We start from the raw sequence: 15,392 nt of genomic DNA, 5'->3' as shown, positions 1-15,392 counted from the left end.
CGTGCGAATTAACTTATTCGAGCGACTTGCCGCCCCATTGATAGAGCAGGGCTTCAAGTCGGCGCGCAAATCCGCCCTGGAGCAGCGGTGATTTGATGCGCGGCGTAACTTGCGAGATGAACCCGTCAGCAAGCAGAACCTTGGCTGTCGGGTAGTCAATTCCGCGAGCGCGAAGGTAAAACGTTTCCAGATCGGAAACCTTTGCCGTCGTCGCGCCGTGGGTACAGCGAACGTCGTTGGCGCCGATTTCGAGTTTCGGCGAGCTGTTGACGGTGCAGCCCTTGTTGAGAATCAAGTTGCGATTCTTCTGATAGGCATCGGAGCGCTGGGCATCGGATGCGATGGTGATCTTGCCGAGATAGTTCGACGATGATGCTCCCGACAATGTGCCGATATAGAACAGGTCGGAAGTGGTGTGGCCAATCTGGTGATCCTGATGCGTCAGCAGATTGAAATTCTCTTTCTCGCGGCCAAGATAGACACCATTGACAAGAGCGTGTGAACCGCTGCCTGCAAATTTGATGTCGATCTCCATCTGATTGACGTTTCCACCGGAAGTGATCGTCGCCATTTCGAGCATCGCGTCTTTCTCGAGATAAACTCGCACAGTCGCAACGCTGTTGATCTGTTCGGTCAGATGCTGAGTCAGAAGCAAATTCAAATGACTGCCGCTCTTAACAATGACATCGAGTGTGCTATTGAGCAAACCGGAAGCGTCTTTCTGCGAATCGATGTCCCACACAAGGCTGCCGCGCGAATTCTCATCGATCTGTGCAAGGGTCGAGAATGACTTCATCACTTTGCTGCCGGCAAATCGAGTGAACACCTGGCGCGGCGTGGATTCGGCGGTGTTCTTCTTGATGTGAAGATATGCACCCTGACTCAAGAATGCCTGAGCCAGCAAAGCAAACTTGCGGCCGAGAAACTTCGTGTGAAAGAAATCGAGCAATTCAGCGAATCGCTGCGGTTCGGCAGTGTGAGCCTCGGCAAATGAGCCGAAGACGATATTCTGTGTCGGATCGGTCTGGACCTGATCGACAGTGTATTCCTGCGGAAGGTCTTCGATCTTGTCAATACCGGCAGCCAATATCGAACTGGACTTGGACTGCTCCAGCCATTGCAGCTGCGCTGGTTTGAGACCATCGAAGTTGAGGCCGCGGAAGTTGACATATTTGAAATCTTCGTCGCGGTTGGACGGTACAGATGCGAGCATTGCCTTGTCGAAGCTGGTGCGACGCCAAGTATTGATCGCATCACTGCCGTTGAGTGATTTGGCAAACTGCGCGAAGTATTCTTCAGTGAATGGCGCGAAGAGATCGGCTTTTTCGCGCGCTTTGAGAACGACAGTCATTAACCTACCGACCCTTCCATTTCCAGTTCAATCAGGCGATTGAGTTCGACAGCATATTCCATCGGCAGTTGCTTGACGATCGGTTCGATGAATCCATTGACAATCATCATCGAGGCCTGCTCTTCGGAGAGACCGCGGGTCTGCAGGTAGAACAACTGGGTCTCGGAGATTTTCGAGACTGACGCTTCGTGACTAATTGAAACATCTTCTTCATCGATTTCCATATACGGATAAGTGTCCGTGCGCGAATGTTCATCGAGCAGGAGTGCATCGCATTCAACGTTGGATTTGACGCCGGTGCAACCCTTGGCGACTTTGACAAGGCCGCGATAGGTCGAGCGGCCGGTGCCCTTGGAAATTGACTTCGAGGTAATCGACGACGAAGTGTTCTTAGCAAAGTGGCTCACTTTGGCGCCGGCATCCTGATGCTGGCCATCACCGGCAAATGCTACCGAAAGAACTTCGCCCTTGGCGCCTTCACCCATCAATTGGATGGCGGGGTATTTCATCGTGAGTTTGGAACCGATGTTGCCATCGACCCACTCCATGGTGGCGCCTTCCCAAGCCTGCGCGCGTTTGGTCACGAGATTGTAAACATTTTTCGACCAATTCTGGATAGTCGTATATCGGCAACGGCCATTACGCAGGACGATGATTTCGACGACGGCGGAATGCAATGAATCGGAGGAATATACCGGAGCGGTACAGCCTTCGACGTAGTGCACCCAGGCGCCTTCATCGACGACGATTAGCGTGCGCTCAAACTGGCCCATGTTTTCCGTGTTAATGCGGAAGTAAGCCTGAAGCGGGATATCGACTGATACGCCTTTGGGGACGTAAATGAATGAGCCACCAGACCAGACAGCAGAATTTAGCGCAGCAAACTTGTTGTCGTTGTAGGGAATGATCTTGCCGAAGTATTTTTTGAAAATGTCTTCGTGTTCGCGCAAACCGCTATCGGTATCGAGAAAGACGACGCCGAGTTTCGCCCATTGTTCCTGCAAGTTGTGATAGATGACTTCTGATTCGTACTGTGCACCTACGCCGGCAAGAAATTTCTTCTCGGCTTCGGGGATGCCAAGACGATCGAAGGTGTTCTTGATGTCGGCAGGAACGTCTTCCCAATTGCGTTCGGCACGGTCAGACGGTTTTACATAGTAGTGGATGTTCTGGAAATCAATAGTCTCCAGCAAGCCGCCGCCGCCCCACTGAGGCATCGGGCGGGCATGGAAATGCTCGAGTGCTTTGAGTCGGAAATCAGTCATCCAGCCCGGCTCGTTTTTCATTTCCGAGATGGTAGTGACGATTTCCTTGCTCAAGCCTTTGCCGGACTTGAACGGATAATTTTCCGGATCGTGAAATCCGTATTTGTAGTCGTCTATTTTGAGACCCGGTGTGGGTTTTTCATCAGCCATGTTATACCTCTGCCGCGACTTTGTCGCCGGTTAGCCAGCCGTAGCCTTTTTCCTCGAGCTCCAGCGCCAGTTCCGGACCGCCGGTTTTGATGATGTTGCCGCTGGCCATGATGTGGACGTAGTGCGGCTTGATGTAATCGAGCAGACGCTGGTAATGCGTGATCATGACGATACCCATTGTCGGGTTCATCAGTTTGTTGACACCCTCGGCAACGGCGCGAAGCGCGTCGATATCGAGACCCGAGTCGGTTTCATCGAGAAGGGCAACCTTGGGTTCAAGGACGGCCATTTGCAAAATCTCGGCGCGTTTCTTTTCGCCACCGGAGAAACCGTCATTGAGATAGCGGTTGGCGAAGGATTCGTCGATGCCGAGCATCTGTAGTTTTGATTTCAGGAATCCCCAGAACTTGAGGACGTTGACTTTCGAAGTACCGTTTTCGCCCTTGTGGGAATTGTAGGCGGTACGCAGGAAGTTCTGCAGGGTTACGCCGGGAACTTCGACCGGGTATTGAAACGCGAGAAACATTCCGGCTTTGGAGCGTTCATCGACTTCCATTTCAAGTACGTTCTTGCCGTTCATGAGGACTTCGCCGCCGGTGACGGTATATTCGGGATGTCCCATAAGTGCATAGCATAGGGTGGACTTGCCGGAACCGTTCGGACCCATGATGGCGTGAATCTCGCCGGGGTTAACAGTCAGGTTTAGACCTTTGACGATCTGCTTGTTTTCGATCGAGACACTCAGGTTCTTGATCTCAAGCAGCGGTTGATTATTGGTCATTATCTCCTCGCGATATAGAAATTATAAAACTCTTATCAGTGTCATCGGCAATACTGACCAACTTAGTCAGAATAAGCCATCGGAATAGGTACGCTTGCGAAAATTTGCCTATTTGTCCAATTACTGGTAATTATCAGCGACAATCCGGGGCTACCCCGTCTTGAAAAATCAAAGGCGAGCAGTATAGTCGGGCAGAAGCGGGCCATCAAGGGATTTTTGCGCGGCTGATTGGCTGAATTGCCATAAAAACGGGTCAAAACTGCTATCCCAAAGGCCAAATATGATTGCGGCTGGCGGAAATCGCCCGTATAATACGAGTTTAACTTTTCGGAGGCTTATTAGGTGTCTGCTGAATATATAAGAATCAAGGGTGCCAGAGAGCACAATCTCAAAAACATTGATATCAACATCCCGCGCGACCAATTGGTGGTTGTGACCGGCTTGTCGGGTTCGGGCAAGTCGTCACTTGCGTTCGATACGATTTATGCAGAGGGGCAAAGGCGCTATGTCGAGTCGCTGTCGGCCTATGCCCGGCAGTTTCTCGGGCTGATGGAAAAGCCGGATATCGATTTTATCGACGGGCTTTCGCCGGCGATATCGATTGAACAGCGCTCGGCGAGCAAGAATCCGCGCTCGACAGTGGGAACAGTAACTGAGATATATGACTATCTACGACTTTTGTATGCCCGAGTCGGTGAGCCGCACTGCTATGTCTGCGGGGCGAAGATTTCGCAACAGACGGTTTCCCAGATCGTCGATCATGTTTTGGAATACCCCGCCAACAGCCGAATCCAGATCTTGGCGCCATTGGTCCGCAGCCGCAAGGGTGAACATCGCGAAGCGGTGGAAGAAATCAAGAAGCAGGGATTTGCACGCATTCGCGTTAACGGCGAAGCTGTTGATGTCGACGCCGAACTCAAGCTCGATAAGAACAAGAAGCACGACATCGAAGTTGTTATCGACCGTCTTGTCGTGAAGGAAGGAATCGCCAGTCGGTTGGCCGATTCGATTGAGACGGCGATCAAGCTTGCAGGCGGGACTGTCGGAATCGTGCAAGGCAACGAGGCGATGCGGATTTTCTCGACCGAGTACGGCTGTCCGAATTGCGACATCTCTTTCGAAGAACTCTCACCGCGAATGTTTTCGTTCAATTCGCCGTATGGCGCCTGCACGGGATGTCTTGGGCTGGGACACAAGATGGAGGTCGACCCTGATCGCGTGGTGCCGGATCATTATATCTCAATCAACGACGGAGCAATACATCCATGGCGATCCGATATGTCGAATTGGTATCGCGTGATGCTTCGCGGTCTTGCTGAGAAGTTCAGTTTCAAGTTTACAATGCCGTGGAAGGATCTGACGAAAGAACAACAGCAAGTCATCCTGTACGGAACGACGAAGGAACTGACCTTCCATTATGAGTCGCGCGAAGGCAAGCACAAGGGTGAGTATCGCGGCAAGTTTGAGGGTGTGATCCCGAATTTGGAACGCAGATACAAACAGACGGAGTCATCCGGAATTCGCTCGTGGATTGAAACATATATGTCGATGTCGCCCTGCCAGATTTGTAAGGGATCGCGGTTGAAGCGCGAGGCTACCTCGGTACTGGTCGGCGGAGAATCGATTGCCGCGACAACGGGGATGTCGGTTAAGCAGGCGCAGAAGTTCTTCGATGGCTTAAAGCTCACCACCAAACAGGCGACGATAGCAAAGCAGATTCTTAAGGAAGTCCGCGAGCGGTTGGGATTCTTGATGAATGTCGGGCTTGACTACCTCACACTCAACCGCATGGCATCAACGCTGTCGGGCGGAGAAGCGCAACGCATCAGGCTGGCGACGCAGATCGGTTCGCGGTTGGTCGGTGTACTGTACATCCTCGATGAACCGTCAATTGGACTACATCAGCGCGACAACACGCGACTGCTGAATACACTGCTTGAACTGCGCGATCTCGGCAATACCGTGTTAGTCGTGGAACACGATCGCGACACGATTGAACGCGCTGACTGGGTAATCGACCTGGGACCGGGCGCAGGAGTCAACGGCGGGCATATTGTTGCGGCGGGAACTCCGAAACAGATCATGAAGAATCCGAAGTCGCTCACCGGGCAATATCTTTCCCGCAAGAAGACGATTCCAGTGCCGCATCGGCGCAGAGCCGGAAACGGGAAGCTGATTTCCTTGCGCGGCGCGCTGGGAAACAACTTGAAGGAAGTCGGCATCGACATTCCGGTTGGTGTGTTCACTTGCGTGACGGGGGTATCAGGTTCGGGCAAGTCAACGCTGATCAATGAGACGCTTTACAGGATCATGGCAAAGCATTTTTGGGAGGCCAAGCATGAGCCACTTCCCTACAAGAGCATCACAGGACTTGAACATCTTGATAAGGTGATCGATATCGACCAGTCGCCGATTGGCCGGACGCCGCGTTCGAATCCGGCGACATATACTGGGCTGTTTACTTTTATTCGCGACTTGTATGCACAGATGCCTGAGTCGAAGATTCGCGGCTACCTTCCGGGACGATTCAGTTTCAATGTCAAGGGCGGACGCTGTGAAGCGTGCGAGGGCGACGGAATCTTGAAGATCGAAATGCATTTCCTGCCGGATGTGTATGTGCCTTGCGAAGTGTGCCGCGGGGAACGCTACAATCGCGAAACGCTGGAAGTGAAGTACAAAGGCAAGTCGATAGCCGAAGTGCTCGACATGACGGTGAGCGAGGCGCTGCATTTCTTTGCCAGCATTCCGCAGTTGCGCAAGAAGCTGGAAGTATTGAACCAGGTGGGACTGGGGTATATTCATCTCGGACAGCAGGCGACGACACTTTCTGGCGGCGAAGCACAGCGCATCAAGCTGGCGACCGAATTGTCAAAGACGGCGACGGGAAATACGTTGTACATTCTCGATGAGCCGACTACGGGATTGCATTTTGAAGATATCAAAATGCTGCTCGGCGTACTGAATGAGTTGGTTGATCGCGGAAATACGGTCGTGGTGATTGAGCATAACCTTGATGTCATCAAGACGGCGGATTATATCGTTGATCTTGGTCCCGAGGGTGGTGACGAAGGCGGGTTGATTATTGCCAGCGGAACGCCGGAGGAAGTGGCGCAGGTGAAGGCGTCATATACGGGACAGTTCTTGAAGGAAGAACTGCGGCTAGAAGCAGAATCACCGAAGAAGGTGAAGAAGGCGAAGAGCGTGGCGTAGGGGGAAAGTCTCCTCGATACAATGTCGGGTTCGGCGCTTCGCTGCGAACCCGACCTACAAACTACCAAGAGTCGCAGTATCATGGTTCACAAGGCGATGCGCCTCCAGCGAAGATGTAGTTCACTAGATACACCACATCGACGATATTGAATTTGTTGTCGCAGTTTAGATCACCTGACTCCAACGGAACCGGCGCAGAACCACCCGCAAATGAAGTTGATCAAAACCACAGACGTCAGTGATTTCGACGCTTCGCTGGCGTTTGCGTCTCCCGGGATCATGATTCTAAATCGGTATTCGGAGTTTGACCAGGAGAATCCTCCCTTGTAATCGTTTGCCTGTACGCTCCAACGATAACTCTCGCCCCAAGCGAGTGCGTCCCCAAAACTGTATGATGTCGGAAGCAGACCGGGTATGACGTTCATAAAGTTCGAGGAGCTATCAAAAGCCAAAAAGAACGTGTATCGAATTGTGTCGAGCGGATCTGGATCAAAGCCGCTTTGCCATGCGAACGTGGGCAATCGAGTTGCTAACGGGGTAGCAAGAGAGTTTGGTGGACTTGAAAGACTAAACATTGTCGGAGCGGAGTTCTGTGAGTTAACATAGAACGACCACTCCAGCGAGTACCCCGACTCTCCTTCGACGTTAGAAGTCTTTACTCGCCACCAAAAGCGCTGATTCTCGGCGAGGTCGAACGGAACAGAAATGTTGGTCGTTGTTCCCGTCTGCTCCGGTGCGCTAAACTCCATCACGCTTGAGAACAACGAATCCATTGAAAGTTCGAAGTGGTAGATTGTTGAATCACTTATCGCCGAGAGGTTCAATATCCGTATGGGACTGACTCCAACCCAAATTGGACTCGCTGGCCCAAGTGGTGTAGCCGGGAAGCAGTTGATTGTGAATCTAATTGTGTCACCAGGTAAGCAACCTTCGTCTTCGAGAGTAAGTGGCTCATCGCCATAAACTGCTGTAGCAAGATAGACGCCGGGAGTTGTTACAGTGCGTTCGCCACAGAGAACACCTTGCGGATCCCATGCTTGAATAAGTGATCCGACTGGAACTGGCTGTCCATCAAGCGTGCACGAAGTTCCGCCAAAGTCTGTCCACCGCCCGGTAGGGATTGTTGACACAGAATCACACCGGAGCTGGTTGGCGTTTTTCACGCATAGTACTGGGCGTAAGGTCTGTACTTCGCTACCGTTAGCTGGTGAACAAAGCTCGGGGGGGGCCGGTAGATCGTGACCTTCTCGCGAAGACCTGTAGCGATAGTACCAGAATAGTAAGACAGAGATTATGATTCTCATTTGTTTCTCTCCCTTTGATTTCTTTTCATTTTGGGATCAGATCCGCCAGTGCTTGATTCGGCATAATGGTGATTATTGATTTCTTGAAATCTCATTAATTCTAACTGGAATTCTTGGTTTGTCAAGGTGAAACGTGGTTTAGTATGCCAGTTTCAACATCCTACAGAGTCTATTTGGCATAATCAAAGTTACTCTAAGTATCGGCTTCGACGTCCGTCGCGGCGGACTGCGAACCTGAACTACAAGTCCCTATGTCGATTCGGCGTATTCGAGTTTGTTGACGCGCTTGGGAATGCTTCGTTTCATTATCCATCCAAACAGCATCCAGATTAATACAAGACCGGCGGCGATTAGCGAATAACCGATGACGCCGCCGTAGCTTAGTTTCGTGATGATGACCATCGGCACCACAATGAAGATCGTGGGTATCAGAAACATCAGCATCATCAGTACTCCGCGTTGACCGGCGCGGACAGGAATGCTAAAGGGGAGATTCGGCATGAGCAGGACAAAGACACGGACCAGCGTGAGCAGCATCAAGAAAAGAATGAAGCAATGCAAGAAGCCGTGAAGATAATTGCCGAAGAAGTAGCCGAGAATTCCGGTTAACAAAAGCAGATAAGGAATGCAGAAATATACCACGGTAAAACGGGCGGCGGACATAACGAGATTGGTCTTATTCGCGGGCGAAGCAAAGAACACCCACGATGCTGCCGCTGAGGGGCTGTAGGCGGTACCCATAATGATCATGAAGGGGAGCATACCGACAGCGATGTAGAGCAGATAATTGCCGCTGCCGCTTGAATCCTCCAATGAGCCAATGAATGGATCGATCAATTTTCCACCGTCTTGCAGTCCCATGAAGATATAGAAGATTGTCAGCGGGAGAATCGACAAGACTGTCATCTTGAAGCGGTTGTCATATTTGAATTGGGCGCGGATCAGTTTCCAAACGGCGCGATCCTCGGAGCTGGAGGTTGATTCAACCAGTCGGGCGAAGAAGCTCTTGGGCGCGGCGACTTGTGACTTTTCCATCTGTTCGACAGTGTTGTTAAGCGTCACAGCATACTCCATCGAAAGACGCGAAACGCTGATTCTTGCCATGACCGCCAAAGCTACGATTCCGGTGATGGCGGCGATGATGACTTCCAGGCGCGTATCGCCGGTCGACAAGGCGGGCCAGGCTGCAAACCACGCGGGCGGCGTGAAGTAAATCCACAGGACATCAACCGAGGTAACATCAATGGTTGTAACTCTCTCAATCATGCGCGGAAGGACAATGTATCCGGCGTATATCACAGTCACGAAGACCAGTTGCGCGTAGCCAAGCAGGCGCTGCATGCGGTCGCGATTGATAACTTTGAGTACGATTGTATAGAACAAGATGAAGAAGAGCGACGCCGCCATTGCCATTCCCCACGACGAGACGAAGATCACCGGCGCCAGCCACCAGGTATGGAACCGAACCGCAGCAACAACAGACGGGATTATTATGATCGCCGTTGCGAGAATGGTGACATAGACGACGAAGTGAATTGCTTTGGCGAAGAAGAATGTTTTCGAGTTGACCGGATGCGGCGAAATGATGGGATAGTCATCGGGGCTGATAATCAGATTCGAGAATTCGAGCAAGATAGTCAGTGAGATGAATACCAATGCTGCAATGTTGACTGTCATCGCACCGAAGAAGGGGCTGTCAAGTTTCCACATGATGGCGCTCAAGAGCAGTCCGAGGAAGAGCTTCATCACTATCAAACCAAGAATCGGCGGGAAGTTGCTTTGCTTCTGCCCGTAACCGCGAAACGGATTATTGGAGCCGCGCAGGTCGGTTCGATATGCGATTTTGAGCAGGGTCTTGAGCTGGCGTTTGTCGACGCGGTCGTGATCGAATTGAGAAACAGCTTCAGCCATTCTGGTCCTCGATTGCACGGAGAATGCCTTTGGCCTGGTTGTCAATATCGGTGGCGCCGGTGAGTTGGTTGAATGCGGCGCCCAACGATGACGCGCCTACCTGGGTCATGATCTCGGCAGGTGTGCCTTCGGTGAGTTTTTTGCCGCGATCGATGATGATCATCCGATCACAGAGACGCTCAACGACCTCGAGGACATGCGAGCAGAAGACAACCGTTTTGCCGGAGCGGGCGAATTCGCGGATTAACTCGCGAATCAGACTTTGAGCGTTGGCATCGAGACCGGAAAGGGGCTCATCGAGAATGAGGACGCTGGGGTTGTGGATGATTGCTCCGGCGAGTAAGAGCCGTTGTTTCATTCCTTTCGAATAGCCAGCGATGCGCTTGTCGGCAGCATCGGCTAGTTCCATCAATTCGATTAACTTCTTCGCCTGCGGTTCAATCTTCTCAAGCGGGAAGTGGTGCAAGTTACAGACCATTTCCAAGTGCTCGCGACCGGTGAGGTTTTCATAGAGTGCACAGTTCTCGGGAACATAGCCGAGATCGGTCTTGATTTTATTGATTTCTGTTTTGACACTCGCGCCGTTGATTTCAATTTCGCCTTCGGAGGGAGTGAGCATACCGACCATCATTTTGACAGTAGTGCTCTTGCCGGCGCCGTTGGGACCGAGCAGACCGAAGACTTCGCCATCAGGAATATTGAAGCTTAGCCGGTCAACTGCCCGAAGAGAGCCGAAGGATTTCGACAACTCTGTAACTTTTATCACGTCATACCCCTGCTGAAAAATGTGTCCAAAAATATCGTCGATGACTGCTTGGGGTGCAATGAGTATTTTGATTTGGGGGTACAGACGCTAGAAATCGTGTACTGTAGCGAGTGAGTCAGAGCAGACCGGACGCATTGATCAATTCAAATGACGCCCACAAGGGGCTAGGCTACAAAGGGCGAAGCGTTGTCAATTGGAGCTAATTGCAGGCACTACACGGAACGGGACCGCCGGAGAATATGAAGTTGATCAGATGAACCGCGTCGGAAACCGTGACACTTCCGCTGCAATCAGGATCGCCGCTACTGCCTGCCGGTGCGGGTCCGCCGCCGAAGATGTAGTTGATGAGAAAGACGACATCGGAAACAGTCACCGCAGAACTGCCGTCGGCATCACCGCAGATATCGGATGAAGGACCGATCGTGATTGAATAGGAGTAGAGTCGCTCTTGCGGCGGGATGCTGGAATCTTGCACCTTCAGTGTGAAGAAGAAAGTGGCCTCATAGCTCGGGACTCCAGTAATCTCCCCAGCAGTACCACCGACGAAATTCAGTCCGAATGGAAGGTCGCCGCCGTTGAAGGTCCAATAGTAAGGCTCGTCTCCTCCGACTGCTTCAAATTTCTGATAATACTCTTCCCCAAGTGCACCATCGACGCAAGCGGTGGTAGCAACATGCATTGAAAACGGAACGCGACTTGCTGTGCGTAAGATCCACTCCTGCGGGTCGAATTGAAGATTCGTTACTGAGTCAGGCAAACTCACTGAGTAGAACTGAGACCAGGCATTATTGAAGAAAGTCGTGTCGCGATTGCCGCCGGTAGTTATCAGTCTGGTACGGACCGGCATCGTGAACAGCACGCCGCTTTCCTGAATTTGTTCAATAGCCAATTCAAGCTTGAAGCCGCCGTCGATCGTATCGCGACGACACTGCCACGAGTATTCGTAGTCGGGATGGCCATCGCCGTAGATCCACTGATTGAAAAACCAGTTCATGTTGGAGCCGACGCGGTCGGAGACAAATGATGCCAGGTCTTGAGTGGTAGCCGATCCGTAGCGGAATGATGACGACGTCCAATCTTTGATGACGCGGAAGAATGTCGAATCGCCAAGCGCGCCACGCAACATGTGTACAACCCAAGCGCCTTTGTTATAGGAAAGGCTGCCATCAAAGATGGTTTGGGTAGCCGGGTCTTCAACATAGATAGTACCGCCGCCAAGATACTTCAAAGCTTGCATATGATTGAAGTATGCCTGCGAAGTACCATATGCGCCTTCATAGAAGATAGATTCGCTATAGGTGCCAAAGCCTTCATTGAGCCAGATGTGATGGAATGTCTTGCAGGTGATCATATCGCCCCACCACTGGTGGGCATTTTCGTGAATCAGCAAGTATACCGGGTCATAACTCGAAAATGGGTCGTGGAATGAGCAAGTCTGATGCTCCATCGTGCCATAGATTCCGCAATTGACGTTGGCGAGTTTTTCCCCGACAAAGGGATAGATGCCGAATGCGTCGCTATAGATGTTGAGCATTGGTATTGTCAAGGTATCGAATACCTGTTTGTAAACGAAGGCATTGGGGAATGTGTAGCTATAGACCGGCATGCTATGGCCGTCGTAGTTCCATGTCTTCTGAACCATATCAAACGTCGCAACCGAGATAGCAACGAGGTAGGTGGTGATGGGATAATTGTGCTTCCAGTAGAACAGCCTGCGGCTGCCACTTAGCAGCGTATTCGACTGCAAAACGCCGTTAGTTACGGCGGTCATGTTTGACGGACACTCTATCCAGAGTTTGACAGAGTCGGCTTTGTCTTCGGGAGTGTCTTTGCAGGGCCACCAGTTGCGTGAGCCAAACGGCTCGGTAGCGGTCCAACAGACGAGATTGCCGTTGTTGTTCTGGAACCCCATGCCGCCATCGGTATATCCGAGGCCGGAATACGGTTGTCCGTGGTAGTAGACATTCATCAGGAAACTCTGGCCGTTGGGAATGGCTGACGGCAACGTGATGTTGAGAATTCCGCTGAAATGGCTGAAGACAGCATTCTGGCTATTGACCTTGACGGAATCGACAATCAATTGGTCAATCAAATCCAAGTCGACTGAATTGAGTGCTGGAATCTGAGAAGTGATTTGATAGTCGATAGAAGCGATAATCGACTGTGTCGGAAAGGCGATGTTGACGTGAACGCCATAATAGTTGACATCAAAGTTCGCCTGATTGGCATTCATCTTAGTCGCTTGATTCAGTAGGAATCGCTTAATACCTACTTCCTTGCGTGCGCTTTCGTATCGGCGGAGCTCAAGCAACTGATTTTTGATCTCTTCAATCTGATCGCTGGAGAGATTGTTGTAATCGTAGGTTTTGCGCTGGGCAATTGCGGCAGTGCTGAGTGAAAGAATCAAGAAGATTATAGCGAGTGACTTCATCATGCTTCTCCGGCAAGTAGAAGATTAATATAAACGAAATCGTCAAAATTACAAGGTCGAATAGGTCGCCGGAACGGGTGAAACTTAAATGGAATTCGGATTCAGCATAAATTCACCGTTATGCGTCTCATATGCAGATTGAGATTCCTCACGTCTCGAAATTCCGTATATTTGTGAAGATGAAAGACTTACTGCGAATTATCCTGATTGTAGCAACGATTGCGGCCGCCTATTCGTGCAGCAGCAATCGCCGAATGACCCGGTTCGAGGTCGACTATATGGTGAGCGAAGCCGACCGGATGATTGTGCTTGACGATCTCGACAGTGCGGCGCTTCTGATCAATAATCTCGCGCGCCAAGAACCGGAAGACACGATAATATTGTGGCGCCAAGGGATCATCAATCGTGATTTGGGTACCGTTGAAGGTCGAATCAAGTCGGAGAGAGCTTTCCGAAAACTTGTCAAGATCAACTCGAAGAACGCGAAATACCATCTTGAACTTGCCAAGACGTTGATTGCCCAGTCATTCGAAATGCAGGGGCGCAGCGAGCTGACATGGGCGATAGAGCTTGATCCGACAATTGATGAAGCATACCTGCTGATGACTCATCTCTACCGGCGACCGTATTTTGTAAACGACGATCGCGATCGCGGTGATTCGACGCGCTACATTCTCGAACAGCTACTTCTCGCGAAACCGGTATCTGATTCAGGCCTTGTGCTGCTGGCGGAACTCTGCGCGGTTCGCAACCAGTTCGACAGCGCTACATGGGCAGCTTCCAAGGTACTCGAGATCGATTCGACTGCCAAACAGGCCAATATGGTAATGGGGTATGCCGATTATCGTCGCGGTCAATTCGAGTCGGCGGCGAGTTATTTCGAGCGCGGACTGAACATGATGGATTCGACTGAACTTACCGGCTATGAGTCTGTGCTTTTCTTGATTCCGCCGCAGAATGCTTCGAGGTATATGCAGCAGGTGCCGGCTAAACGCGATTCTCTCAGGGAAGAGCTGTGGTTTGAAATCGATCTGGATCCAACGACTCCGGTCAACGAACGACGGGTTGAGCACTATGCGCGTGTGTGGTTGGCGAATCTGTTATACTCCGATCCTCGCTATGATGTGATTGGCTGGACGACAGACATGGGTGAGACGTTGATTCGGCTGGGATTGCCGGACGATCGATATCGCGCCAAGATTCAATCGGGCCGTACCAATGGCGTGCCGGCGTGGTACTGGTATTACACCACTACTGAGTTTCCTTGTACGCTTGCGTTTGTCGATCACATGCTGTCAGGCACATTCAGATTCCCGTTCAGCTACAGCGACAATACCGGGTCTTCGCGCGCAAACTCGAGCAAAGAGATTGCCTATCTGAACTATCGCCAGATTCCGCAGGAATCGACGGTCGGACGAGAGCGACTGCCGGTGAATCTCTTTGCCGGAGCATACACTTTTGCATCCAGTGACTCATTGACCGAAGTCCAAATTATCACATTTGCACCGGCGGCTGACCTACATGAGGAAAATGGCGCAGAACTGCGAATTGTACTTCAAGCAGAGAATGGAATAGGAAACTACAGAACTCAGGAGCAAGGCGGACTCGCGCCGCTCTACGCTTCAGACGGACGCGATTCACTGATTGGCAAGAGTTCTATGTTCAGTATCAAACCGGGTAATTACCGCGTCGGTATTGCGCTTGAGCAACCTGAAGAGAAGCGATTTGGAGTGATTGTCGATTCGGTGGTTGTTCCGGACTATCGAAACGGCAAACCATCTCTTTCGGATATCGTGTTGGGCAGTGCGCGCAGTGGAGATCGCAATGGTCCCGGAATTGTGCGCGGCGACAGTGTCAGGATCGTCCCATCAATTGATCAGGAGTTTTCGACGTCCCAGCCGCTAAGGCTGTACTATGAAATCTATAACCTTCCGACCGATATCAGATCGCTTACACGATTCGATGTCACATATACTTTTCAGTTCGTAAAAGGTTCTGAGAGAGGAATAAAGAGCCTGCTTGGCAAAATCTTCCCCGGACGCAAGGAGTCGGTAAGTTACACCTATCGCGAAGGGGGAAAGACTCGCACTGCAATTAGGGATGTCGAGTTAAACTTAAGCGAGCTTCGCCCGGGACGGTACGTTTTGACAATCGCGATTAACGATCTTGTCTTGGGTGCAAAAATCGAGGGGCGCACAGATTTGATTCTATTCGAATAGTCCG

9 protein-coding genes are annotated in these 15,392 nt (G+C 51.3%); 2 read left to right on the top strand and 7 right to left on the bottom strand.

Annotation, left to right across the window (positions count from 1 at the left end; translation table 11 throughout):
* Positions 1-13 precede the first annotated feature (13 nt).
* From IPH59_06080 to sufC, 3 genes are read right to left on the bottom strand one after another with little or no spacing between them, the layout of a single operon-like run.
* Entirely contained in the window at positions 14-1,351 is a 1,338-nt protein-coding gene (locus IPH59_06080; GenBank protein MBK7091276.1) for a SufD family Fe-S cluster assembly protein, read from the bottom strand.
* A complete protein-coding gene (gene sufB / locus IPH59_06075; GenBank protein ID MBK7091275.1) occupies positions 1,351-2,766 on the bottom strand; it encodes a Fe-S cluster assembly protein SufB in 1,416 nt (471 codons plus the stop codon). Before sufB ends, IPH59_06080 begins: the two co-directional genes overlap by 1 nt.
* Before the next feature lies 1 nt (position 2,767).
* Positions 2,768-3,547, bottom strand: a complete 780-nt coding sequence (gene sufC, locus IPH59_06070; protein MBK7091274.1) for a Fe-S cluster assembly ATPase SufC — start codon at positions 3,545-3,547, stop codon at positions 2,768-2,770.
* 342 nt (positions 3,548-3,889) lie between these two features.
* On the opposite strand from sufC, the gene uvrA reads away from it, so the two are divergent.
* On the top strand, positions 3,890-6,757 hold the full coding sequence (gene uvrA / locus IPH59_06065) for an excinuclease ABC subunit UvrA (protein ID MBK7091273.1): 2,868 nt from the start codon (positions 3,890-3,892) through the stop codon (positions 6,755-6,757).
* 170 nt (positions 6,758-6,927) lie between these two features.
* Here uvrA and IPH59_06060 read toward each other — a convergent pair whose 3' ends face one another.
* From IPH59_06060 to IPH59_06045, 4 genes are all read right to left on the bottom strand, one after another.
* Positions 6,928-8,061 carry a hypothetical protein gene (locus IPH59_06060; GenBank protein ID MBK7091272.1) on the bottom strand — a complete coding sequence of 378 codons (1,134 nt, stop codon included), beginning with the start codon at positions 8,059-8,061 and terminating at the stop codon, positions 6,928-6,930.
* A gap of 249 nt (positions 8,062-8,310) precedes the next feature.
* A complete protein-coding gene (locus IPH59_06055) occupies positions 8,311-9,972 on the bottom strand; it encodes a hypothetical protein (protein MBK7091271.1) in 1,662 nt (553 codons plus the stop codon).
* Positions 9,965-10,738 carry an ABC transporter ATP-binding protein gene (locus IPH59_06050; GenBank protein MBK7091270.1) on the bottom strand — a complete coding sequence of 258 codons (774 nt, stop codon included), beginning with the start codon at positions 10,736-10,738 and terminating at the stop codon, positions 9,965-9,967. The genes IPH59_06055 and IPH59_06050 overlap by 8 nt, the downstream gene beginning before the upstream one ends.
* Before the next feature lie 199 nt (positions 10,739-10,937).
* Positions 10,938-13,172 carry a hypothetical protein gene (locus IPH59_06045; GenBank protein MBK7091269.1) on the bottom strand — a complete coding sequence of 745 codons (2,235 nt, stop codon included), beginning with the start codon at positions 13,170-13,172 and terminating at the stop codon, positions 10,938-10,940.
* A 176-nt stretch (positions 13,173-13,348) separates the two neighbouring features.
* Here IPH59_06045 and IPH59_06040 point away from each other — a divergent pair, with 176 nt between their 5' ends.
* Complete coding sequence (locus IPH59_06040) at positions 13,349-15,388, top strand: GWxTD domain-containing protein (GenBank protein ID MBK7091268.1); 2,040 nt, start codon at positions 13,349-13,351, stop codon at positions 15,386-15,388.
* Positions 15,389-15,392 lie beyond the last annotated feature (4 nt).

This window comes from bacterium, assembly GCA_016708315.1.
Lineage (GTDB): Bacteria > Zixibacteria > MSB-5A5 > CAIYYT01 > CAIYYT01 > JADJGC01.
This window is presented reverse-complemented; position numbering and strand designations above follow the sequence as displayed.